We start from the raw sequence: 23,438 nt of genomic DNA on the forward strand, positions 1-23,438 counted from the left end.
CCCTTGGCAGTCCTTGGCATCATTTTACGGTCGTCATACACGGCGCACCACGACGCAGCCGGCACTGTAGCCGGCCCCGAAGGAACACACCACCCCCAGCGCACCCGATGGCAGATCATCCCGGTGCAGATGGAAGGCGATAATAGAGCCTGCTGAGCTGGTGTTGGCATAACGATCCAGAATGATCGGCGCCTGATCCGCGCGTGGCGTCTGACCCAGCACCCGGCGCGCGATAAGATCGTTCATGTGGCGGTTGGCCTGGTGCAACCAGAGACGCGACACATCATCGGGCGTTTGTCCCATATCATCCAGATGCCCGCGTATGAGCGAGGCCACCAGTGGGCATACTTCCTTGAAAACGCGCCGCCCTTCCTGCACGAAGAGCTTGTCGAGCGCCTGGGGATCGGCATCGGTGACGCGATTGAGGAAACCGGCGTTGTTGCGAATGGCATTGGAGAACTGCGTGACCAGACGCGTACCGAGGATCTCGAATCGCTCCTCGGCACGCGCCACGGCATCCTCTTCGACGAGAAGCGCCGTGCAGGCATCGCCGAAGATGAAGTGACTGTCGCGGTCGCGAAAGTTGAGATGCGCCGAGCAGATCTCGGGGCTGACCACCAACACCCGCCTGGCGCTGCCAGCGAGAATCGCATTGCGGGCGGCATCGAGGGCGAAGGTGGCCGAGCTACAGGCCACATTCATGTCATACGCATGCCCGAAAGCGCCGAGCGCTGCCTGAAGTTCCACCGCCACCGCAGGGTATGCCCGTTCCAGGTTGGAGCAGGCGACGATCACCAGGTCGATCTCATCGGCCTGGACGCCCGCCGTGTCCAGTGCCTGTCGGGCCGCCTCCAGACCCATACTGGCCTGAATCGACAGCTCGTCGTTTCCTCGCTGGGGCAGATTGGGGCGCATGCGCTGCGGATCCAGAATCCCCTCGGCATCCAGCACGTAGCGACTCAAGATGCCCGAGGCCTTCTCGATAAACTCACTGCTGGAATACGCAAGGGCCTCATGCTCGCCGGCCGCGATGGCGTCGGCGTGCCGGGCATTGTCGGCGTCCACCCAGGCATTGAAGGCCTCGACCAAGGCGGCATTATCGATGGCATGGGGCGGCGTGTAGAGCCCGCTGCCGGTGATCACTGCGGTGCTCATGAGGTTCTCCCTGTAATTTCTGCCCAGCGCTTCTCGAGGCGCTTGGTGGAAATCGGCACCAAGGTGCCAAGCTGTTGGGCAAATAACGAAACGCGCAGCTCTTCTATCCACCAGCCGAATTCGGTCAGCTCCGGGTCTTCCGGTCCGTGGCGCCGTCCCGCCTCACGCCGCTTGCTGAGGCGCGTCTCGAAGCCCTGAACTTCCTGCATCAACATCTGATCACGGTTGCGTTCTCTTGGCGCCTTCTCAAGACGAATCTGTGCCGCTTCCATATAGCGCGGATACTGTTCAAGCCAAGCCCCGGCTTCGACCACGAACCCCGGGTGCACCAACCGCTGCATCTGTGCCTTAAGGTCACTGTACACCAGTGCCAGGGCAAAGCTGAGGTTGCCCTTCAACGCCTTGGTCACCGCCAGGTGGCCGTTCAAGGCGCGCTCCAGCACGCCCACTAGGTGCTCACCATGAGGCAGCAGCTGGTCCTGCGTCTCAGACAGACGCGTCTCGAGTTCATTTCGCGAGCGCGGCAAGGGATCAACCGCCACCACCTGCAGAAAGACCGCTTCGACCAGATCGTCGACGAGTTGGGCTTTGCTACCCACCTTGGTAAACAGGAGCGCACACTTGTCGACCCCCTTGAGGCGCTTGAGCTCGCGCAGCGCGTCGGGGGATCGTTCCATCGCCAGGCGCTTGATGCCATGACGATGCGCTTCGCGCGCCTTGACGGGATGTTCGAAGAGCTCGACGGCAAGCCCCTTTGAGGCCTCGACCAACGCCGGGAAGGCCTCGACACGAATCCCCGCCTGGGTGGTCACCCGCGATTCAGGCAGCGCCGTTTCAGGCAAGTCATCGAGCGCCTGCTGCTGATCGGTGGCCTGCTCGGCAAGCGCACGAGCGCCCTCGCTTGCCGCCCTGGCGAAGTGCTGCTCAAGCTCTACCGGATCGCGGCCCTCGCCCAGCACATTGCCCTGGTGATCCACCACGCTCAGGTTCATGCGCAGGTGCGGCTCCAGCTGATCGACCTGCCAGTCATCGGGGGCGAGACGCAGGCCGGTCTTGATCCGCAGGAAGTCGCCAAGGGCGGCGGTCAAAGAGATGTCATCCGGCGTCAGGGTGGCAAGAGCCGCGTCCACCCAATCAGGAATGGGGACTACCTGCCGGCGCACGGACTTGGGCAGCGATTTCATCAACGCGATGCATTTCTCGCGCAGAAGCCCCGGCACCAGCCATTCGAGCCGTTCGACGGGCAACTGGGAAAGCATCGCCGCCGGTACCGTCATGGTCACGCCATCGTCGTTGGCTCCCGGCTCGAAATGATAGTGAAGCGGGTAGCGCACGCCGCCGAGCGTGAGCTCGTGGGGATACTGCTGCTCGGTGACATCCTCGGCCCCGCGGGCCATCAATGCCTCACGGTCGAACTTGAGGATGCCGGGATCCTCGGCTTCGGCCTTCTTGCGCCAAGCCTCGAAGCCCTTGCCGTTGATGATATCGGCGGGCAGACGCTGGTCGTAGAAATCGAACAGCGTCTCCTCGTCGACCAGGATATCCCGCTTGCGGGCACGGTCCTCGAGATCCTCGACCTCTTCAATCATCGAGCGGTTATGCGCGAAGAAATCGGCCTTGGTCTGGTATTCGCCCTCGACCAGGGCGCGGCGGATGAAAAGCTCCCTGGCTTCGGCCGGGGCGATGGGCCCGTAGTGAACCCGGCGGCGGCTGACGATCGGCAGGCCAAACAGCGTCACCTGCTCGAAGGCGACCACCTGGGCGCGTTTCATTTCCCAGTGGGGCTCACTATAGGTGCGCTTGACCAGATGGCCCGCCAGTGGCTCGATCCACTGCGGCTCGATGCGTGCCACCTCACGGGCAAACAGCTTCGATGTCTCGACCAGCTCGCCGGCCATGACCCATTTGGGGCGCTTGCGGCCAAGCCCGGAGCTCGGGTGAATCTGGAACTTGCGATTGCGGGCACCCAGGTACTCGCGGGTCTCCAGAAGCTGTCCGATGTTCGATAGCAGCCCGGTCAAAAGCGCCTGGTGCAGCGTCGTGGCGTTTTCGCGGCGGCGCTTGGCTCGCGCCTCATCGTCTTCGGGCAACGGCTCGGGGGAAGGCACCTTGATGTCCATGTCACCGAGCAGCTGACGCAGCTGGCGGAAGGTATCGTGCCACTCGCGAAGCCGCAGGTAACTCAGGTAATGCTCGCGACACCAGCGACGCAGCTGGTTGCCGGAAAGCTCTTCCCGGGCGGCCTCGAAGCCATTCCACAGATTCAACCAGGCGACGAAGTCAGAATCTGGGTCCTTCCAGCGCGCATGGGCCTGATCGGCGGCCTGACGCTTGTCGGCAGGGCGGTCTCTGGGGTCCTGAATCGCCAGCGCCGAGACCACGATCAAGGTCTCACGCAGACAGCCCGATTCGGCGCCGGCCAGCACCATGCGGGCAAGCCTTGGATCGATAGGCAAGCGCGCCAGGCGGCGCCCCATGCCGCTCAGGCGGTTACGCTCATCGACGGCGCCGAGCTCGAAGAGCAGCCGGAAACCGTCCTTGATGAAGCGTGAATCCGGGGCATCAACGAACGGAAAGGCCTCGATCTCGCCGAGTTTTAGCGACAGCATCGACAGGATCACCGACGCCAGGTTGGTGCGCTGGATCTCGGGTTCGGTGAAGGCGGGACGCGAGAGGTAGTCATCCTCGTCGTATAGCCGAATGCATACGCCCTCGCTGATACGTCCGCAGCGGCCCTTGCGCTGATCCGCACTGGCCTGGCTGATCGGCTCAATGGGCAGCCGCTGCACCTTGGCGCGGTAGCTGTAACGACTTATGCGCACCAGGCCCGGGTCGATCACGTAGCGGATGCCTGGCACCGTCAGCGAGGTCTCGGCAACGTTGGTCGAGAGCACGATGCGCCGTCCGGCATGCGACTGAAAGACCCGGTTCTGCTCGGCGTTGGAGAGCCGTGCATAGAGTGGCAGCACCTCGGTGCCCTTCAGGTCGGCCCGACGCAGGGTGTCGGCCGCCTCACGGATCTCGCGTTCGCCCGGCAGGAAGATCAGCACATCACGCGGGCCATGCCACCAGCCCTTCTCGCGCTCGATAGCCTCGACCTCCTCGACGGCATGCAGGATGCCCTCCTGCAGCGTGCGGTCCTCTTCGTCATCTTCCGAACGCAACAGCGGTCGGTAGCGCACTTCCACCGGGTAGGTGCGCCCGGAGACCTGCACCACCGGTGCCGGCGTCGCACTGCCGTCTTCTTGAGGACGGCGCTCGTCGGCAAAATGCTCGGCGAAGCGCTCCACGTCGATGGTTGCCGAAGTAATGATGATCTTAAGATCCGGGCGACGCGCGGTCAGACGCTTGAGATAGCCCAGCAGGAAATCGATATTGAGACTGCGCTCGTGGGCCTCGTCAATGATGATGGCGTCGTAGCGGGATAGGTCCGGGTCATGCTGTGTCTCGGCAAGCAGAATGCCGTCGGTCATCAGCTTGATCAGGGTGGCGTCGTTGGTCTGGTCGGTGAAACGCACCTGATAACCGACCTGCTCACCCAGATTGACCTCGAGCTCCTCGGCAAGCCGCGTGGCCACGGAACGAGCCGCCAGCCGCCGCGGCTGGGTGTGGCCGATCAGGCCACGACGTCCAAGCCCCAACTCCAGGCACAGCTTGGGCAGCTGTGTGGTCTTGCCGGAGCCGGTCTCGCCGGCCACCACCACCACCTGATGGTCACGAAGCGCCTCAAGAATGTCATCCCGGTGCTCGACCACCGGCAGTTCAGACGGATAATTGAGGCTGACTGCCTGACCGCGACGCTTGGCGAGACGCTGCTTGGATTTCGCCAGCTGCTGCTCGACCTCAGTGAGGCCGCGATCAATGGGCTGGCCTTGCTTGGCCCGGCGTTTGAGCCCAGCCAGGCGTTTGCCCAGGCGCTGGGCATCGCTATGCAGGCAGTCATCGAGCTGTTGCTCAAGGACGTTGAGGCGAGTCGTATCGGCGGCAGTCGGGGAGCGGGACGTCGTGGTGCTCAAGGCAACCTCATTGGCTATAAGTCAGCGACCCGCGACGGCCATGCCGAGGCGGGTCCGTCATTGTACCGCCCGCCTGGCGATGGTGCCTACTCATGGCCAGGCCTCGCTCAACCATAACCCTCGGCCATCAAGAAGGCGTATCGCGTAGCTCGCGGCGCAACACCTTGCCAACGTTAGTCTTTGGCAGCTCATCACGGAACTCGACGAAACGCGGCACCTTGTAGGCGGAAAGCTGTTTGCGGCAATAGGCGCGCACCGCATCGGCATCCAGTTCCGGGTTGCGGCTGACCACGAACAGCTTGATCGCCTCGCCGCTGTTTTCGTCCTCGATGCCAACCGCTGCTGCCTCGATCACATCCTGATGACCGGTGACGATGTCCTCGATCTCGTTGGGGTACACATTGAACCCGGAGACGATAATCATGTCCTTCTTGCGATCGACGATGCGAATGTAACCATCTTCCTGCAGTACGGCGATATCGCCGGTGCGGATCCATCCTTCATCATCGAGGGTCTTGGCAGTTTCCTCTGGCAGATTCCAGTAGCCTTTCATCACCTGTGGCCCCTTCACGCAGAGTTCGCCGGGCTCGCCCAGGGCCAGGGCCTCGCCATCATCGCCGATGACCCGCACCTCGGTACCCGCCACCGGTTTGCCAATGCTGCCGAGCTGAATGGCATCGACCGGATTGAAGGAGACGATCGGCGAGGTCTCGGTCATGCCATAGCCCTCGGCGATGGCGCAGCCGGTCAGGCTTTCCCAGCGCTCCGCCGCCGCACGTGTCAGCGCCATGCCACCCGAGATGGTCAGCTTGAGCGGCGTGAAATCGAGCGACTGGAAATCCTTGCGCTGACAGAGCGCATTGAACAGGGTGTTGAGACCAATGAAGCCGGTAAAGGGGGTCTTCTTGAGCAGCTTGACGAAGCCGTCCAGATCGCGAGGATTGGTGATCAACACCGAATGATTACCGGTCTCGACCATGAACAGGCAATTCACCGTGAAGGTGTAGATATGGTAGACCGGCAACGGCGCAATGATGGTTTCAGCGCCGTCATCCAAGGCCGGACCAATGGCCTCTCGCGCCTGGAGCATATTGGCGATCAGGTTGCGGTGGGAAAGCATCGTCCCCTTGGCGCGCCCCGTAGTTCCCCCCGTGTACTGCAAGGCGGCCATATCTTCGGGGGCACGTGCCACTTCCTCGTGAGCCAGTCGCCGCCCTTTGTTCAGGGCCGAGCGAAATCCCACCGCCGTCGGCAAAGCGTAATGAGGGACCAGCTTCTTCACGTACTTGACGACCGCGTTGATTAACAATCGCTTAGGGAAGCGATGCAGGTCACCAAGCTCAGTCACCACCACGTGTTCGATGTCAGTCTTGTCGAGTACGTTCTCGAGCTTATCGGCCATATTGGCCAGAATCAGGATCGCCTTGGCACCGGAGTCCTTGAACTGGTGGAGCATCTCCCGCTCGGTATAGAGCGGGTTGGTATTGACCACCACCAGTCCGGCACGCAAGGCACCGAATACCGCTACCGGAAACTGCAACACATTGGGGAGCTGAATGGCGATGCGATCCCCGGGCTCCAGGCTCGTCTCGTGTTGGAGCCAGGCGGCGAAATCGCCCGACAAGCGATCAAGGTCGGCATAGGTCAGGATCTGGCCCATACAGCTGAAAGCCGGCTTATCGGCGAAGCGCTCGACCGAGCGGTGGAAGATATCCATCACCGACGTGTAGTCGTCGAGCCCTTCGAGGACTGGACCTGTGAGGGTCGCTGCACTGACATGCTCACTCATGGGCGGATCTCCCCAAAAGCGCCGACACCGCCGACGCACTGATCATTGTTGTTGAAAACTGACGGCTGGTAGCCGGAACGCCGCATTCAAACACATGATTGAAACAAGCGTTAAACATCGATCAGAATTTGCCACTAATGGATCACTGACGCCATGCCACTTTGGTCATTATGGCTGACGAAAAATCTAAGTACTTCACACAAGTACCCAACATAAGCACCTAACATAAGCACCTAACATAAGCACCTAACATAAGTACTTATGTTAAGTACTTAACAACAGGATAGTCGATAGAGACAGACGTTCCTCAAGGCTGTCCGTTTATCCACAGTTGGGTCTAGAACGCTTGAGATGATGCTGAGTCTGGCAGAAAACGCGCCTGTATCTCTCCGTCATGCCATACCAGAAGCTCTCCAGGCGCCATCCGCACCCAGTTCTCGTTATCGGTCAGTGGCTCGGTCGCTATCACCGAGACCACATCATGCTCAGTGGTATGCTCGGCGAAATTCACGTTCAGTTCGGCATCCGACAGGTTGGCCTCACCGAAAGGCGCCCGGCGCGTGATATGGGCAAGTTTGGTGGAGCAGAAGCTATAGAGGTAAATGCCGTCGGAGAGCAGCAGGTTGAATACACCCTTGCCGCGCAGCCGCTCACAGCAGCGGTGAACCAACGCCCAAAGCGCCTGAGGGTCCTTGGGAGGGGTGGGGAAATGGTGGCGAAGCTCTCCCATCAGGTAACAGAAGGCATGTTCACTGTCAGTGCCTCCTATCGGTCGAGAGACACCAAGTGGCAGATCCTGCCAGCCTTCGAGCTGACCGTTATGGGCATAACACCAGGGACGCCCCCACATCTCACGAGTGAATGGATGGGTATTGGCAAGGCTCACATGGCCGACATTGGCCTGGCGAATATGACTGATCACGATATGCGACTTGATCGGATAATCGCGAATCAGGCTGGCGATCGGCGAATCTACCGAGGGATGCGGGTCGCGAAACTCGCGATAGCCGCCCTCCTCGTAGAAGGCAATGCCCCAGCCATCACGGTGCGGCCCGGTGCCACCACCACGATGCAGAAATCCTGCGAAACTGAAGCAGATATCGGTAGGCACATTGGCGCTCATGCCGAGCAATTCACACATGAGGATCCTCTCTGCGCTGCTGCGTGTGGGGTTGAGACATGTTGCGCACACGACGCCTACGCGCGAAAAGCGCCCAGAGTAGTATCAGCAGAACGACAGCGGCCAGCGCGGCCCAGACAAACCTTGATCGGGGCTGGTCGTTTAGGCGATGGACCAGACGCCCGGCCTTGGCGGGAAGCGCATTGATGGCGTTGACGATTCGATCGGCGACCGCCCCTTCATTTGAGGCCTTCCCACTCGGCGAGCTCGATGCATCCTCCGGTTGCCGATGCAGGTCACGACTGGTCATCTTGGCGCCGTCCAGGCGTGCCTGATCGACCAGGATGCGACCGTCAGCGTTGAGGAGCAGCCGCGGCAGATTTAGCGCCCGTGACTCTCCGCCCAGCTCGATATCGGCATCAATCTGCAACGGCAGTCCTATGTCGCCCGAAAGCTCGGGTAACGTCACGCGCCAGCGACGCTCGTCGGTGGCCTCAATGGGGAGGGGCTCACCCTGAAGCGTCGCGCTGAGACGTGTGTTGGTGGTATCAAGCTCGGGGTGCTCGGCCTCAAGCCACACGTGACCGCCTTCTCGGCGGGCACTGATAGCGGGTAACACATTGACCGCCTGGACCCGTTGGCGATGAATGCGCTCGCCTTGCGCATCAATGACCAGACGCGCGTTACCGGTCAGGGACGGGGCGGGTAGCACGCCCCTGAAACGGGCATCGTCGGGTGTGACGCGCGTCAGTGAACGTCTTTCTGCCACTGACCCATCGATCGTCTGGAGTTCAACCGTGACCCGCATGTCCTGTCGAACGTTCGCAGCAAGGGAATCACCATCTTCTCTCTCGAACCAGACGTCCAGCGGCAGGTCGAATCCCTGATAGAGCGTCGCGGGGAGTGGTGAGGTGTTCATCGCAAGCGGCGATACCACGCTCACACGACTGTCCCTTTCGAGCGCGCCTTCGATCCGCCACTCGCCTTCCTCCGGCGATGGAACCGTGATCAGATCAAAGCGCGGCTCACGCTGCCAGCTGGCCCCTGCCGGAAGATCCTTAGGTGAATAGCGACGACCATCGGGACCGACAAGTACCGGCGGCGCTGCGTCCGGCTCATGGAACAGCAGTGCGGAGAAGGACTCTACCTCCGGATCGATAGGAAAGCGGTTATCACTCAGTGGTACCTGGTCGGTGGGAAAAATGCGCTCGAAGATATCGAGGAAGCCGCGCAGCAGATCCTCAGGACTCTGAGCAAGAGCCGCCAGCCCCTGACTCGACTGAGCCAGGCTCTCGACCAAGGCAAGGTCAGCCTGTTGGGAAAAGGCGATGGCGTGAATGGTCACGCCCCGCTCAGCAAGCGAGGGGACGAGCTCCTCGAGCAGCACCCGGCGTGAGCGAGCATCTCTTGACGCCTTGTTGCCGCCATCCGGGGCCAGATCGATCACCCCATCGGTGAGCAGCACCAGGTGCCGCCCGTTACCCGGCGCCTCACTGGCCTGACGGATGGCCGCCTCGATATCCGTGTACTGCTGATAATCAACCAGTCGAGGGGCCAGTGAGCGCGCCTGCTCACGCCAATCCTGATCCACTGAGCTTATCGGTAGCGGATTGTCGACGCGCTCGCCGAAGGTCCAAAGACCACCGCGAGAACTCGAGGGAAGCAGTGCGGCCAGAAGCTCCAGTGCACTGGCACTCAAGCGTTCAGGGTCATTCTCTCGCATGCTGCCGGAAACATCGAAGATCACGCGCACATCCGAGGCAAGCGCCGCCCCCGGTTTACCGTTCTGTGACTCGACGTCCTCTGTCGCCTGCTGGGCCAAAACGGTGGTCGACCACAGCAGGCAACCCAGCACGGCACCTAGGATGACGCGCATAGGCCCTTCCCCTTAACCGATCACCGGCTCCTGACGTTCATGGTTTGAAGCCTCCGGCTGCTTAACGTCAGTCGTCTTTGTCGCCGCTGGCCGGCGCCCGAGATGCCAGACACCAAACCCCAGCAAGGCGCCCAGCACCATCCCCACAACCAACAGCAGCAAGGCGCCAACCATAGCGCCCCCTTTGCCTTGAAGCATGGCCACCGCGGCCACCACGATAGCGGGCGCGATGCCTGAGTGAGACTCGGCTTGCTCCAGGGTCGGCAGCGCGTAGCTTGTAGGCATCCAAATGATGCCGGCCACTACCCCGGTGACGATCCAACGAGGCAACCGGGGAAGGAAGCGAATTCCCAGGTGGCCAGTCACCAGCACGACCAGCGACAATAGAGCATAGATCAGCCACAGTTGTGGCAGCGAATTAGACAACAGCATCATTTCTCTCCAAGCAAACGCCTTCTGGCGCGCACATCCACGATTAATTGCCCATATGGTACACCGCACCCAATGAAAGCACAGCCGTCTGCCTCGCACATCGACCGCTTCCGCCGCCCGGACGACCCTGACTGGCACTGGCTGGAAAACCGCGATGACTCGTCCGTTAGCGACTTCCTTGAGGCCACCAACGCCGAAAGCAGCGCCTGGTTTGCGCCACTGGAGCCCGTCGTCGAAGCGCTCTACCAGGGTCATCTGGCTCGCCGCGAACTGGCCGTGACCGGTCTGCCGGCGCCGCTGGATCACTTCACCTACTGGAGTGAGACCGCCGCCGACGCCGATTACCCGCGCTGGTGGCGCCATCCACTCGACGCGCCATCCAAGCGCGAATGCTTTCTCGACCTTGACGCTCGCGCCGCTTCATTGGATTTCTTCGAGATCGGCGACATGGCGCTATCACCCAATGAAGCCTGGCTGGCCTGGACCGAAGATACCAATGGCGACGAGATGTTCACGCTCTATCTCAAGCCATTGCCTGACGGCGCCCCCAAGCGCTTGCTTGACGGCATCGGCCCGGAGCTTTGCTGGGCGGAAGATGATCGAACCCTGCTGTTTACTCGTTACGATGACATCCAACGCCCGGAGAGTATCTGGAGGTTGGACACGGCGGCGCCTGAGCAGGAAGCCGAGTTAATACTGCGTGAGGACGACCCGGAGTTCTGGCTCGGCATCGGCAAGACCCGTTCACGGGCGTGGCTGGTACTGGAAAGCGCCTCAAAGGACACCAGCGAATGCTACCTGGTGCCGGCCAACCTGCCGGCCAGTGAGCCTCAGTGCTTCCATGCTCGGGAAACCGGCGTCGAATATGCGATCGAGCATCGCCCCGGCCACTTTTACGTGCTCAATAATCGTGAGGCGCCGCACTTCCGCCTGGATGTTTGCCCGGAAACCGGTCCCGAAGCCAGCCACGACGCCTGGCAACCTCTGATGGCGCATCGCGATGATCAGACCCTCGAGGGCGTTGACGCCTTCGATTGGGGACTTGTGATCACCGAACGCGACCATGACAGGGCTCAGGTCTATCTGCGGGTAGTGGAGCTTGACGCCCAGCACGGCATACAGCGTGATGACCGCCTGCCACTGCCCGAAGAACCCTGCAGCCTGGCACTGGGTGACACCCCGCACTTTAACGAGCGTCGGCTGTTGCTGCGGGAAGAATCCTTCACGCTGCCGATTCGCTGGCTTGCCCACGATCTGGACACGGGTGAGCGCACCTTGCTGAAGGAGCAGCCGGTGCATGGCACCCTCCAGCCATCGCAGCTGATGTGCCAGCGAGTGTGGGCCGAGGCCCACGATGGCGACCGGGTGCCGGTGTCTATCGTTGGCCGTGCTGATCGTCTCGGCCAGGCTCCCATGCCGACCCTGCTCTACGGCTACGGCGCCTACGGGGAAGTGCTCGATCCCTGGTTCTCGGTGGCAAGGCTTGAGCTTCTGGAACGAGGCGTCGCCTTTGCCGTGGCCCATGTGCGGGGTGGCGGTGATCGAGGCGAGCCCTGGTACCTAGCCGGCAAGCTCGAGCACAAGGAAAACAGCTTCCGTGACTTCCTGGCGGCCCGTGACCGCCTGGTCGACATGGGGCTAAGTGATCAAGAGCGGGTCGTGGCCTACGGCGCCAGTGCTGGCGGGCTGCTGGTAGGTGCTAGCCTGAACCTCGCGCCAGAGGCCTTCTGCGCCGCGGTGCTCGATGTTCCCTTTGTGGACGTGCTGCGCACCATGGAAAACCCTGACCTGCCGTTGACCATTGCCGAGTACACCGAATGGGGTAATCCTTGTGACCCCATCGTTCACCAGCGCATAAAGGACTATTCACCGCTGGACAACCTTCAGGCCCAGCCCTACCCCAGCGTATTTCTGCAGGGCAGCTGGCACGATGCCCGGGTACCTTACTGGGAGCCTGCCAAGCTCTATGCCCGCCTGCAGGAGCTGGGTAGCGCCCGTGGCCCCGTGATCCTGCGTACCGACATGGGAGCCGGTCATGGCGGTGCTTCCGGCCGCTTCAAGGCCTGGCGCGACAACGCGCGACAGGATGCCTACATCCTCTGGGCACTGGGGCTCATCAAGCGCGAGTGATTCTCCGCCCGCCCATGACAAGGCCTCGCCCGGCATTAGCCGAGCGAGGCCTTTTATACTGGCGTATGAGGCTGACCACCAGGTTGGCATTAACGCCTTAGCGCGATTAACCGCCAGCCCCGGAGCCAGTACCACCGGCACCGCCGCCGCTACCCCCACTTCCGCCATTGCCGCCGGCGCCGCTGCCGCCTCCACCGGAACCACTACCACCGGAACCGCTACCACCTCCACCGGAACCGCCGCTGCCGCCTCCAGAGCCACCATTCCCGCCGCCGCCGGAACCACCACCGCCGCCGCCGGAACCACCGCCGCCACCGCCGGAACCACCGCCGCCACCGCCGGAACCACCGCCGCCGCCGCCGGAACCACCGCCACCGCCGCCGGAACCACCGCCACCGCCGCCGCCGGAACCACCGCCACCGCCGCCGCCGGAACCACCGCCACCGCCACCGCCGGTAGCATCATCACCAGGATCAGTGGGATCGGGATCGGGGTCGGGAGCAGGAGCGGGATCGGTTGGATCGGTTGGGTCGGTTGGGTCAGTTACGGGTGGCTCGAGGCCGGGTGTTCCAGGCGGCGGGTCTACTGCTGCCACTTGAAAGATGAAACCACTACAGCCGTCCTCAAAGCCACTACCGCACCCGCCGCCGCCTGCTGCCGGCGCTTCGAAATCATCGACCAGGGCATCCAGCTCCCTTTCCGTCAGAGTGTCATTGCCGATTTCTGACATCGCATCCTCTGGCAACGGACGCGAAAAACTCTCTTCCGATGACGATTGCGCCAGGGCACCTGACGATGACAAACAACCGATTGCCACCACCAGGGCCGTCAATTTGAACTTGTGCATTGCCTGCCCCCTTGCTGCTGCTGTCGCTCGCCTGACGCATCGCCTCTCGGCCTGCGCAAAACATTTTGTTACACACCTGCATAGCATGGTTACCTACTACCCCATTCACCATCGGAAAAGGGCATGGTTCTTCGGCAGCAAGATCAGCAATCAAAATGCTCAGGGACGCACTAGAATCGTCATGCTTGGAGGGAGGAAAACACTAACCATCGATGGGCAGGATAGCGATGATATGGTCTTCAAGGGCCTCTTCAGGCACCTCTTTCTGGGACACAGCAAAACTTGCCACACTGATGCCCTTGCGATGCACCCTGGCGGGGTCACCGGAAATCAGCGGATGCCAGCCGGCTAGCTTGCGACCTTCATGAAGGCGTCGATAGGCACATGAATGCGGTAGCCAGCGAAAATCATCGACTCTTGCTACCGTCAGTTGGGTACAGTCGGGCACGCGGGCAAAACGATTCTCGTAATCGCTGCAGCGACAGGACGAAATATCCAGCAGTTCGCAGGCCACATTGAGCACGGCCACATCCCCACTGACTTCATCCTCGATCTTGAGCAGGCAACATTGACCGCACCCATCGCACAGCGCTTCCCATTCCGTGTCACTCAACTCTTCGAGGGGGTAACGCTCCCAGAAACGCTCTCGCATGGGGACTCCTTGATGCGCAACCGGGCGCAGATGACGATGCGACGCCAAAGGCGTCAGTAACTTGGCCGAATCGGTGTGCGATAGAGATCCAGCAGATAGGACTCCTTGGCAGGCGGCATCTGCAAGTAGAAGCCCTTTTCATCGATAGCGGCCATCACATCACAGGCCTTGGCACGAGACAGTTTCTTGCCAGGCGTCAGGATCATGGTAAGCACGGGCTCAGGCTTGCCGAAATGCTCAAGCAACTCATGCGGCACATCCTTCATCCCGTTACGTTTATCGACGTAGAGATACATCTCGTCCTGACGTGAACTCTTGAAGATTTCACAAAGTAACTTGCGAGCAGTTGCGTCACTCATTAAGTGTTTACCTGATTGAGGGCATCGGCCAAATCATCGGCCAGGCACTGACCGCGCCAGCCATTTGGCAGGATCAAGGGACGATGTAGCAGGCTTGCGGCCACCAGCGCCTCGATGTCGCGACGACGCATCAGCACCTCAGGCGCGATGCCTAGGGCTTCAGCCTGTGCCGTGATCACCTGTTTTAGCGCCTTGTAGCGTTTCTTGAAGGGGCCAGTAAGCGGAGATGGCAACGCTTCAGCAAGCTCGGCCTCATCGCAATGGCGCGCCTCGCGCACCAGCGCCAGTAGAGTATCCCCCTCACGTTTGATCACGCCAGGTTTCAGGCCCTCGACCTGTGCCAGGCCATGACGGTCCTTGGGCATGCGCTCTGCAATCGCATAGAGCAGCTTGTCGTTGACAAGCCAGCCACGGGGCAGGTTGCGGGCACGCGCCTCGCCTTCTCGCCAGGTGGTCAGGCGGCGGTAGGCCTCGATCTGGGGACGTTCGAGACGCCACAGCTGGCGATGCCGCAGGTACCACTGGCCATCGGCATCAGTGCTGCGTCCCGCCTGGCCGACGATCGCCGCACAGTCCGCTTCGAGCCAGTCGAGCCGTCCGTGCATTTCCAGTGCTGCACGCTGAGCCTCCCAGACGTCCAGCAGATAAATCACGTCCAGAGCCGCATAACGACACTGGGACTCAGACAGCGGACGCTCAAGCCAATCGGAGCGCGTCTCGTCCTTGGGCAAAACGTGGCCCGTCCAGTGCTCTACCAGCCGCTGATATCCCATCGCCGGGTCTTCGCTGAGCAGCGCCTGCGCGACCTGCGTATCAACGAGCGGCCAAACGCTTACCCCCGCCCAGCTGCCCAACACTTCGAGATCTTCGCTACTGGCATGCAAAAGTTTAAGCGGCCCCTCAGACAGCAGGGCCTTTAAAGCGGGAGTAGCGGCAACCGCCTGAGGATCGACCAGATAGGCCGTCTCGCCGGCACAGAGCTGCACCAACGCCGGGACGGGATAGAATGTCGACTCGCGGAAGAACTCGGTATCCAGTGCCAGAGTATCAGCGCTTAAAAGCGCCTCGCAGGCCTCATTGAGCGCCTGCGGGGTATCAATCCAGCGAATATCGAGATCGCGATTTTCGGGTGCCAGGGACATAGGGTTTCCAAGTAGTACGGCAGGCGTCGACTCACTCTCCGGAAAAGGGCAAGCGACCATTGAAGGCGCGGCTCAAGGTGCCGCCGTCGACATATTCCAGCTCTCCGCCCATGGGAACGCCATAGGCAAGGCGCGACAGACGAATCTCGCGACCAATGAGCTGGTTGGCGATGTAATGCGCTGTGGCTTCGCCCTCCACGGTGGGATTGGTGGCCAAAATCACCTCATCCACCCCCTCTTCAGCGAGACGCGCGTCGAGTTGATCGAGGCCGATATCATCAGGGCCTATGCCATCGAGAGGGGATAGGTGGCCATGCAGGACAAAATACTGGCCGTGATAACCGCCGGCCTCCTCGATCGCCAGCATATCCGCGGGCGATTCCACTACACACAAGAGCCGCTCATCGCGGCGCGTGCTGCTGCAGAGCCCACACAGCTCTTCTTCGGTCAGGGTGCGGCAACGCCGGCAATAGCCGACTTCCGCCAATGCCTGGGAGAGCACGGCCGCCAGGCGCTCACCCCCTTGTCGTTCGCGCTCGAGCAGGTGCAAGGCCATGCGCTGTGCGGTCTTGGGCCCCACCCCCGGCAACACACGCAACGATTCCAGCAAACGGTCAACGAGGGGCGAGAAGCTCATCAGAACGGCATCTTGAAGCCGGGCGGCAGGTTCAAGCCAGCGGTTGCCTCTTCCATCTGCGCCTTGGAAGCCGCCTCAACCTTGCGTACGGCATCGTTGACCGCAGCGGCCAGCAAGTCTTCGAGAAGCTCCTTGTCTTCTTCCATGATGCTCGGGTCGATATCGACATTACTGACATCATGGCGGCCATTCATGGTGATCTTGATCATGCCGGCGCCGGCTTCACCCTGGACTTCAGCCTTGGCGGCCTCTTCCTGGGCGTGCTGCATTTTTTCCTGCATTTCCTGAGCCTGCTTCATCAGGTTGTCCATGCCACCTTTCATCATGGTGAGATTCCTCTTGAGTCGTATTGGATCGTAAACCAGAGACGTCAGGCCGAATCAGGATTCTGTCGGGGTTCGACGCTGGTTTCCACCAGCCGAGCCCCAAAGGTCGACTGGAGTTTCTGAATATGCGGGTCAGCCTTGAGCGCTTCAACCGCAACCGCATGACGTTCTGTAGCGATGCGCTCTGACTGGCCTCGGGGCGTTTCCACCGTTTCTGGGATCTCGCCGACCTCGATACGCACCTTCCGATCAACGCCCGCATCAGCCAATGCCTGCTGGATGCGCTTGACGTGGACTTCGGCATTCATGGCCGACTGGGAAGGCGCCAGGCGCAAATCCAGCTGATCGCCGTCGTCCTGTTCGACAACGCAATGGGCCGCCAGGTTGCGCGTCAAGCCACCAAGCCCCAACTGCTCGAAAAGACCAAGCCAGGCCGCCTGGTTCAAGCGAGCATCGGCTTCATTATGCGAAGGCGCCGGCATGGTCTCGGCCGCTATGGAAGAGGTTTCTGACCGCCCAGAGGGCTTAACCACCTCATCGGCTGCCTCCTCGACTGCTGACGACGGGGAATCCAACGATTGGGAGGCCGGCGTGCCTGGCGCCACCGCTTCCTGGGGCTCTGACGCCATTGAAGGCTCGGGCTCGGGCTCGGGAACATGAGATGACGGACTACCTGCGTCCACGGCGTCAGACACCGCTGCCGAGGCGTATTCCTCGTCGTCCTGCCAGGCGGGCGCTTCAACGCCTTGGAGGGAAGCCGCCGACTGAGCTGCCGGATCGTTTGGTATGTCCTCTGGCAAGGCTTCCCAGGGAGGCGGCAGCTCGCTGGCTGGCCGCGCCTTTTCACCCCCCCGGGGGGGTGATGTCTCGACTGACGTCGGTGTGTCCGGGCCCGCAGGGGCGGTCGGCGACAGCTTGTCCTGAGATCCTTCCGCCGAGGCCGGCGTGGGAGACGCATGAGGCATCACATCTGGCGCAGCAGCACCGACGACAGAAGCGGGTTCCTGGGAAGCTGGCGCGCTCTGGCTTGCGGCTGGCGTGCTCTCGGCGGGAGATTCAGGCGTCTGCTCTGGGACTGCATCGCCGGTCATTGGCAAGGGCGTCTGGGCCGGCTTGGGAACGCCCTGGGGTCGGAAGGCCAGCATGCGCAATAACGTCATCTCGAGCGCCGTGCGCGGCTCCGGCGCCTGGTCCATATCGCCACGGCCCTGCAAGCCAATCTGATAATAGAGCTGAACATCCTCGGCGGTGAAGCGCGACGCCAGCGTCAGCAGGACCTCGCGGTCACCGTGGCCATTATCGAGGGCGCCGGGCACCATTTGGGCTACCGCCAGGCGGTGCAGGACACCCAGTAGGTCATCGAGCACGCCGGCAAAATCCGGCCCCTGCTCAGCAAGCGACGCGACTTCATTCAGCACCCGTGAAGCATCGACTTCGGCCAGTGCTTCGAGCAGCGTCAGCACATGGCGTTGATCCAAGGTGCCTAGCATGGCGGCGACGTCGCCTTGGCGCACCTGACCCTGGCCGAAGGCAATGGCCTGATCGGTCAGACTCATGGCATCGCGCATTGAGCCATCGGCTGCCTTGCCAAGCAGCCACAGGGCGCTTTCATCGAAAGATACGCCTTCAACCTCGAGCACCTTGCTCAGATGCTCGACAATGCGCTCTGGCGGCATATTCTTGAGGGTAAACTGCAGGCAGCGCGACAGCACCGTGACGGGAAGCTTCTGCGGGTCGGTCGTGGCGAGCAGGAACTTCACATGCGGCGGCGGCTCTTCGAGTGTCTTGAGCAGCGCATTGAAACTGTGAGTCGAGAGCATGTGTACCTCATCGATAAGGTACACCTTGTAACGCCCCTGGGTGGGCGCGTACTGCACATTGTCGAGCAACTCGCGTGTATCCTCGACCTTGGTACGCGAAGCAGCATCGACCTCCAGCAGGTCGACGAAGCGTCCATCGTCGATGGATCGACAGTTTTCACACTGACCACAGGGTGTCGATGTAACGCCGCTATCATCATTGCCGTTGGCGGTGCAGTTCAGGCACTTGGCCAGGATGCGCGCCAGGGTCGTCTTGCCGACGCCGCGGGTTCCGGTGAACAGATAGGCGTGGTGCAAGCGTCCCTGATCCAGAGCGTTGACCAGCGCGCGCTGAACGTGCTCCTGCCCTACCAGTTCATGGAAGGTGCGGGGACGCCATTTGCGGGCCAAGACCTGATAGCTCATGCAGCACGAGATCCTTTCATCGAATATAGACGACGCCGTTCATCGCACGACGCAAGGCCAGGCGTATTGCCTGAATCGGTGGGTATTCTAGCCGCTGGAGCTCAAGGCCGAAAGACAAGGAGGGAGTACATACAAAGAGACAGGAATTTCGTCCTGAAATGGAGGCGGCCCCGAGAGCCACATCCCGGCACACGTATCCATCGCTACCGTTGCTCCCTTCCGGGCCTGGCGGGGTTCGCGATTTAACGTTGCGGGAGGACCGACGGGGCCACCATAACGACTCGAACATTTACAATTTGATACTACTTCAAATGCAAGCCGCTGAATTGAACGGCGCGTCGAGCGAGACGCAATATAACAGTAGGTTAGCGTGTCCGCAAGGGCACATGATCTTCGTAAGCGGTGAGGCCGGACATCGTCTTTCTAGTCTAGGCTTAGAGGTGTAGCTTGGTGATAACCAACAAGATCACGTACCAATGGTAAGGGAGCGTTATGCAGAAGGATTCCAACAAAGGCTATATCGCACTGCTGGGCTGGAGCCTTAGCGCAATCGAGGCCGCCGAAAGCTATGATCGCCGCTATGTGGTGGTCGCGCCGGACTGGGCTGAGGATTATTGCAAAAAACACGACATTCCCTATGTCCCCTGGAACTTCGAGCGCCTCAATGATCGCTCCATGGAAATCGCCGAAACCCTGAGAGACATGGGGGTTGACGTTTCCATTCCGTTGTTCGAAGAGACCGTAGAGTGGGCGGGTGCGATCAACTCCGTATTGCTCGACAGCCCACGCCTGTATGGCCAATCACTGCTGCTGCGTGACAAGGCGCTGATGAAGCGCCGCGCTCAGCTGGGCGGCATCCGTGTGGGTATCTTCGAAGAAGCGCACGACAAGGAAGACGTGATTCGCTTCCTGAAGCGCGTCAACCAGACGCTGCTCAAACTCGACGGTGACCCCAACGACCCGATCCATCTCAAGGCCTTCGATAAGGCTGGCTGCCTGGGTCACCGCGTGATCCGCACCCCGGACGAGATCGATACGATTCCCGACGAAGAATTCCCGGTGCTGATGGAATCGCACCTGGATGGCTGGGAATTCGCGGTCGAGGCCTGGATTCACAACGGCAAGATCGCCTTCCTCAACATTTCCGAGTATGTAACGCTTGGGTATTCGGTGTTCGTCCCGGCCTCTCCGGAGCTTGAAAGGTACCGTGAGCAGATCACGACGCAGATCGAGAAGCTGATCAAGGCCTTCGACATCGAGTTCGGCATCATTCATCCCGAGTACTTCGTGACCAACGATGGCGAAATGTACTTCGGCGAAGTCGCCTATCGTCCGCCGGGCTTCAAGGTGTTCGAACTGCTTGAGCGCGTCTATGGGTTCAATGCCTACCAGGCATCTATGCTGGTCTTCGATCCCAACACCACCGCAGAGGAGGTCAAGGCATTCTTCCCGAAGGAAGTGGTCGATGCCGACGGCTTTGCCGGCTGCTTCGGTGTCTATCCGCGCCGCCGTGTGGTCAGCAAGCTGGAGATTCCCGAAGAGGTCGAGGATCATCCCTACTTCGAGTCTCACGAGCTGACCTCGCCCATGGAAGAAACGGTCACCAAGCGTACCGCCTTTGGCACGCACTGGGGCCTGGTTTACTTCAAGGGTGACGAAGCAGCACGCATGAAAGATCTGCTCAAACACATGGAAGATCTTGATTTCTATGTCTGATACTGACGACATGGAAAGCATGCAAGCCTGATACAAGGAGTCTGCGTGACAACGCCACGTGACACGACAACTAGCAGTGATGCGTTGGAGGCCAGCGACAAGCTCGCTGGCCTTTTAAAGAAATTGGATGACGCCATCACACTTCTCAACGACGCACGCGACTTCGCCAAGCCGGGCAAGCTCCCACGAGTGCTCGATACTGCCCGGCGGGTGATGTTGCAGGAAGGCGGCTGTGCGGCTATCGAGGCGCGCGGCCGTACTCTCGAGGAGGCGGGCGTATTTGTGGGGTCTGACTGGGAAACTCCCCAGCACCTGGTCCCGTCACTTACCACCCACGCGCTAACGAGCCCCGATCCCAACATGGTGGTGATCGAATCGCTTAGCGAGCTTCGGCTCTTGGCCGTGGCCAAGGGTGATTACATACACCCACTGATTTCCCTGGAGCAGGCGCATCACTACCTGACCCAGACGATGGCGCTGAACCTCAGGTTATTGTTTGGCGCCCCGACCGAAGCCGAGCGCGAAACGCAGGGCCGATTGGCCGAAATTCCGCGCCACCTGTTTCGGCATATGTCCGAGCGCATCGGCTACGAACACATCATCGATCATCTGATCGAGGAAATCTGGCGGATGCTGGAACAGCGTCCCATTCAGGTGGACCCCGTCAAGCAGATGATCACGCAGATCGCCCTGTGCCAGGCCAACCCGGATATTGACCTGGGTGGCAGCGGCCAGGGCGCAGACCGCCTGGTCAGCTCGTTATTTGGCCCTACCCGAGCGTCTCGCGAAGACCCGGGGCTCGAGGTATACCGCGAGCGACTCAGCAGCATGGACAGCGCGGCCCTGCAGGGAGAAGCCACCGGCTTTGCGCGTGCCATGCACGATACGGGCCTGGTATCGGCCTATCACCCAGTGCTATTGCGCTACCTGCTTGAGCACAGCGACCATCTCCTGGCGGAAGCGCTGGGCCTCTCGTCCACCGGCCGCGATTGCCTGCTGTGCTACCGCGAACTGGTGCACGCGCTGATTCGTGGAGGCATCTACCCGGAAACATCCCAAGCAGCCTACGGCCTGGCCCTAACGCTTGAACGCGGTATTTTCTACCAACCCCCGGTAGCGCCCGCCATGTGGCGCCAGCTGAGCCTGACGCTGTCCGACTGGTCTCAGGCCCGCCTCAACCTGGCCTTCGGGGAGAGTGTCTCTCCCAGGGCTCGGCTATTGGAAGGCGTCTTGTGCATGCTCGGCCTGCCGCTGGGTGTGGGACAGGGTAATAACCCGACCTGTCAGTCGGCACGTGCGCTGTCGATGTGGGCCTACAACGATCCGGATTACCTGCTGCAAATGGTGGCCTGGGGCGCGCGTGATGACGACATCATCATGCACTTTGAAGGTATGCCTCTATCCTCCATGGCAAGCCTCTCCGGTGTAGCGCAGACATTGCCCACCGACCTCGACCCGGTGTCGTTGATCGTCGTGCCGCATCTTGACCGTATCTATGCAGAAATGGGCCGTCGCTGCATCGGCCGTGAGGGCGACCCGCATCGCTGGGTCAACCCGGAATTCCACGGCTGGTGGTCGGGCCGAGGGTTTCGCATCAACGTCGATGTAGCAACCGGGAAACTGCATGATCTGGACGATTTTCTGCGCCACTTCTATGCCAGTTATCACCCGTACTACAACGGCAATCAGCCACTGATTCATCCACAACCGGCCGGCATCGCCGTGACCGATACGTCGGCACGTTTCATTGGCTGGCATGCCATCACGATCCTGCGTACCAACCTCGACCCCAACGACGTGATGCGGGTCTATTTCTTCAACCCCAATAACGACAGCGGTCAGGATTGGGGCGACGGCATCAAGGTGAGTACCTCGGATCATGGTGAGCGCTTTGGCGAGTCCTCCCTGCCCTTCGAGCAGTTCGTGTCACGCCTGTACATCTATCACTATGATCCGCTGGAGCCAGGTGAGCTTGCCAAGATCACCCAGGAGGAGCTCGACCGGGTGACAGGCTATATTCACCGAAGCTGGGGCAAGGACCGCATTCCCAATGCCGAGCTTCAGGCGAGCAGTGGTCAGGCGCCGCCAGAGGTCTGAGACCGGTCACCAGAGACCCACCCCGCTTCACCATCATCCCGCCACCTCAACACATCGGCCGCCGGTATTCTCTACCGGCGGCCGCCTTGGGTATAATCTTCTGCCTACTCTCCCCTTCCTTTAGGCCAGAGGCCGCATGATTCGACTCGACCAACTGCTTGTCTCTCTGGGCCTGGTGCGCAGCCGCTCACGGGCCCAGCGCTTGATTCGCCATGGCCGAGTGAGCCTGGCCGGACAGCCGAGACCACTGACCAAGCCCTCCGAAAAGCTGCCGGAGGACAGCGCGTTGATCGTCGCCGAGGACCCGGAAGAACGCTATGCCTCGCGGGCCGGCCTCAAGCTTGAGGCATTGCTCGAGGCGCGCGGCGTGGGCCTTGAGGGCCGGGTGGTTCTCGATGTTGGTCAGTCAACCGGCGGGTTCACCGATTGTGCCCTGACCTTCGGTGCGGCGCATGTTATTGGCGTGGAGGTTGGCCACCACCAGCTCGATCCCACGCTTCGCGACGACCCTCGCGTCAGTTGCCTGGAAGGCCTCAATGCTCGGGCAATGGCGGCCTCTCCCGACCTGCAAAAGGCCTTGGCTCAACAGGCGCCGGAAGGCCTATCTATCGCCGTGATGGATGTCTCCTTTATCTCACAGACCTTGATCCTTCCTCAGCTGAGCCAGCTACTGTCGCCGGGCGCGGAGTTGCTGACACTGGTCAAGCCTCAATTCGAGGTCGGCCCGGGCAAGGTCAACGAGCGGGGTATCGTCACCGATGATGCTCTGCTTGCCGATGTTGAGTCACGAATCCGCGCCTGTTGCAACGAACAGGGGTTTACGGTGCTTGGCTGGCAGGACAGCCCGATCCGCGGCGGCGACGGTAACCGTGAGTTTCTGCTCCATGCCCGTCGCGGCTAAAAAGCTAAGACGAAACAC

17 protein-coding genes and 1 other RNA gene are annotated in these 23,438 nt (G+C 61.1%); 4 read left to right on the forward strand and 14 right to left on the reverse strand.

Going from position 1 to position 23,438, the window contains the following annotated elements:
• Positions 1 to 33: 33 nt before the first annotated feature.
• From ETC27_RS04300 to ETC27_RS04325, 6 genes are all read right to left on the reverse strand, one after another.
• Complete coding sequence (locus ETC27_RS04300; RefSeq protein ID WP_136253788.1) at positions 34 to 1,155, reverse strand: beta-ketoacyl-ACP synthase III; 1,122 nt, start codon at positions 1,153 to 1,155, stop codon at positions 34 to 36.
• On the reverse strand, positions 1,152 to 5,171 hold the full coding sequence (hrpA, locus tag ETC27_RS04305) for an ATP-dependent RNA helicase HrpA (RefSeq protein WP_136253789.1): 4,020 nt from the start codon (positions 5,169 to 5,171) through the stop codon (positions 1,152 to 1,154). Before hrpA ends, ETC27_RS04300 begins: the two co-directional genes overlap by 4 nt.
• A gap of 127 nt (positions 5,172 to 5,298) precedes the next feature.
• Positions 5,299 to 6,960, reverse strand: coding sequence for an AMP-binding protein (locus ETC27_RS04310; protein WP_136253790.1), 1,662 nt, complete (start codon positions 6,958 to 6,960; stop codon positions 5,299 to 5,301).
• 337 nt (positions 6,961 to 7,297) lie between these two features.
• A complete protein-coding gene (locus ETC27_RS04315) occupies positions 7,298 to 8,101 on the reverse strand; it encodes a class II glutamine amidotransferase (protein WP_136253791.1) in 804 nt (267 codons plus the stop codon).
• The gene (locus ETC27_RS04320) at positions 8,094 to 9,956 is read right to left on the reverse strand and encodes a VWA domain-containing protein (RefSeq protein WP_136253792.1); all 1,863 of its coding nucleotides are present in this window, start codon (positions 9,954 to 9,956) and stop codon (positions 8,094 to 8,096) included. The genes ETC27_RS04315 and ETC27_RS04320 overlap by 8 nt, the downstream gene beginning before the upstream one ends.
• A 12-nt stretch (positions 9,957 to 9,968) precedes the next feature.
• Positions 9,969 to 10,391, reverse strand: coding sequence for a hypothetical protein (locus tag ETC27_RS04325; protein WP_136253793.1), 423 nt, complete (start codon positions 10,389 to 10,391; stop codon positions 9,969 to 9,971).
• Between the two features lie 69 nt (positions 10,392 to 10,460).
• Between ETC27_RS04325 and ETC27_RS04330 the strand changes: the two genes are divergently transcribed.
• On the forward strand, positions 10,461 to 12,518 hold the full coding sequence (locus ETC27_RS04330; RefSeq protein ID WP_136253794.1) for a S9 family peptidase: 2,058 nt from the start codon (positions 10,461 to 10,463) through the stop codon (positions 12,516 to 12,518).
• A gap of 106 nt (positions 12,519 to 12,624) precedes the next feature.
• Here the strand turns inward: ETC27_RS04330 and ETC27_RS17395 are convergent, their stop codons facing one another.
• The 8 genes from ETC27_RS17395 to ffs form a co-directional block, all read right to left on the reverse strand.
• Positions 12,625 to 13,365 carry a hypothetical protein gene (locus ETC27_RS17395; RefSeq protein ID WP_205742686.1) on the reverse strand — a complete coding sequence of 247 codons (741 nt, stop codon included), beginning with the start codon at positions 13,363 to 13,365 and terminating at the stop codon, positions 12,625 to 12,627.
• Positions 13,366 to 13,567: 202 nt separating this feature from the next.
• Complete coding sequence (locus ETC27_RS04340; protein ID WP_136253795.1) at positions 13,568 to 14,017, reverse strand: YcgN family cysteine cluster protein; 450 nt, start codon at positions 14,015 to 14,017, stop codon at positions 13,568 to 13,570.
• A 53-nt stretch (positions 14,018 to 14,070) separates the two neighbouring features.
• Positions 14,071 to 14,376: a YcgL domain-containing protein gene (locus ETC27_RS04345; protein WP_136253796.1), complete on the reverse strand. Its 306-nt coding sequence runs from the start codon at positions 14,374 to 14,376 to the stop codon at positions 14,071 to 14,073.
• Complete coding sequence (gene rnd, locus ETC27_RS04350; protein ID WP_136253797.1) at positions 14,376 to 15,518, reverse strand: ribonuclease D; 1,143 nt, start codon at positions 15,516 to 15,518, stop codon at positions 14,376 to 14,378. The genes ETC27_RS04345 and rnd overlap by 1 nt, the downstream gene beginning before the upstream one ends.
• A gap of 31 nt (positions 15,519 to 15,549) precedes the next feature.
• Entirely contained in the window at positions 15,550 to 16,155 is a 606-nt protein-coding gene (recR, locus tag ETC27_RS04355) for a recombination mediator RecR (protein WP_136253798.1), read from the reverse strand.
• Positions 16,155 to 16,481, reverse strand: a complete 327-nt coding sequence (locus ETC27_RS04360; RefSeq protein WP_136253799.1) for a YbaB/EbfC family nucleoid-associated protein — start codon at positions 16,479 to 16,481, stop codon at positions 16,155 to 16,157. Before ETC27_RS04360 ends, recR begins: the two co-directional genes overlap by 1 nt.
• A gap of 44 nt (positions 16,482 to 16,525) precedes the next feature.
• Complete coding sequence (dnaX, locus tag ETC27_RS04365; RefSeq protein ID WP_136253800.1) at positions 16,526 to 18,706, reverse strand: DNA polymerase III subunit gamma/tau; 2,181 nt, start codon at positions 18,704 to 18,706, stop codon at positions 16,526 to 16,528.
• A gap of 168 nt (positions 18,707 to 18,874) precedes the next feature.
• Positions 18,875 to 18,971, reverse strand: an RNA gene (gene ffs, locus ETC27_RS04370) — signal recognition particle sRNA small type.
• Positions 18,972 to 19,198: 227 nt separating this feature from the next.
• Here ffs and ETC27_RS04375 point away from each other — a divergent pair.
• From ETC27_RS04375 to ETC27_RS04385, 3 genes are all read left to right on the forward strand, one after another.
• Entirely contained in the window at positions 19,199 to 20,422 is a 1,224-nt protein-coding gene (locus ETC27_RS04375) for an ATP-grasp domain-containing protein (RefSeq protein WP_136253801.1), read from the forward strand.
• A gap of 45 nt (positions 20,423 to 20,467) precedes the next feature.
• Positions 20,468 to 22,519, forward strand: a complete 2,052-nt coding sequence (locus ETC27_RS04380) for a hypothetical protein (RefSeq protein ID WP_240724799.1) — start codon at positions 20,468 to 20,470, stop codon at positions 22,517 to 22,519.
• A gap of 136 nt (positions 22,520 to 22,655) precedes the next feature.
• A complete protein-coding gene (locus tag ETC27_RS04385; protein WP_136253802.1) occupies positions 22,656 to 23,420 on the forward strand; it encodes a TlyA family RNA methyltransferase in 765 nt (254 codons plus the stop codon).
• The last annotated feature ends 18 nt before the right edge of the window (positions 23,421 to 23,438 follow it).

The organism is Onishia niordana, from assembly GCF_004798965.1.
Lineage (GTDB): Bacteria > Pseudomonadota > Gammaproteobacteria > Pseudomonadales > Halomonadaceae > Onishia > Onishia niordana.

What these genes read in the sequence shown, in the direction of transcription:
- ETC27_RS04325 (WP_136253793.1), bottom strand. Translation starts at nt 10,391, where the DNA reads ATGATGCTGTTGTCTAATTCGCTGCCACAACTGTGGCTGATCTATGCT.
- ETC27_RS04330 (WP_136253794.1), top strand. Translation starts at nt 10,461, where the DNA reads ATGAAAGCACAGCCGTCTGCCTCGCACATCGACCGCTTCCGCCGCCCG.
- ETC27_RS04385 (WP_136253802.1), top strand. Translation starts at nt 22,656, where the DNA reads ATGATTCGACTCGACCAACTGCTTGTCTCTCTGGGCCTGGTGCGCAGC.
- ETC27_RS17395 (WP_205742686.1), bottom strand. Translation starts at nt 13,365, where the DNA reads ATGCACAAGTTCAAATTGACGGCCCTGGTGGTGGCAATCGGTTGTTTG.
- ETC27_RS04340 (WP_136253795.1), bottom strand. Translation starts at nt 14,017, where the DNA reads ATGCGAGAGCGTTTCTGGGAGCGTTACCCCCTCGAAGAGTTGAGTGAC.
- ETC27_RS04315 (WP_136253791.1), bottom strand. Translation starts at nt 8,101, where the DNA reads ATGTGTGAATTGCTCGGCATGAGCGCCAATGTGCCTACCGATATCTGC.
- dnaX (WP_136253800.1), bottom strand. Translation starts at nt 18,706, where the DNA reads ATGAGCTATCAGGTCTTGGCCCGCAAATGGCGTCCCCGCACCTTCCAT.
- ETC27_RS04360 (WP_136253799.1), bottom strand. Translation starts at nt 16,481, where the DNA reads ATGATGAAAGGTGGCATGGACAACCTGATGAAGCAGGCTCAGGAAATG.
- rnd (WP_136253797.1), bottom strand. Translation starts at nt 15,518, where the DNA reads ATGTCCCTGGCACCCGAAAATCGCGATCTCGATATTCGCTGGATTGAT.
- ETC27_RS04300 (WP_136253788.1), bottom strand. Translation starts at nt 1,155, where the DNA reads ATGAGCACCGCAGTGATCACCGGCAGCGGGCTCTACACGCCGCCCCAT.
- ETC27_RS04375 (WP_136253801.1), top strand. Translation starts at nt 19,199, where the DNA reads ATGCAGAAGGATTCCAACAAAGGCTATATCGCACTGCTGGGCTGGAGC.
- ETC27_RS04310 (WP_136253790.1), bottom strand. Translation starts at nt 6,960, where the DNA reads ATGAGTGAGCATGTCAGTGCAGCGACCCTCACAGGTCCAGTCCTCGAA.
- ETC27_RS04320 (WP_136253792.1), bottom strand. Translation starts at nt 9,956, where the DNA reads ATGCGCGTCATCCTAGGTGCCGTGCTGGGTTGCCTGCTGTGGTCGACC.
- recR (WP_136253798.1), bottom strand. Translation starts at nt 16,155, where the DNA reads ATGAGCTTCTCGCCCCTCGTTGACCGTTTGCTGGAATCGTTGCGTGTG.
- ETC27_RS04345 (WP_136253796.1), bottom strand. Translation starts at nt 14,376, where the DNA reads ATGAGTGACGCAACTGCTCGCAAGTTACTTTGTGAAATCTTCAAGAGT.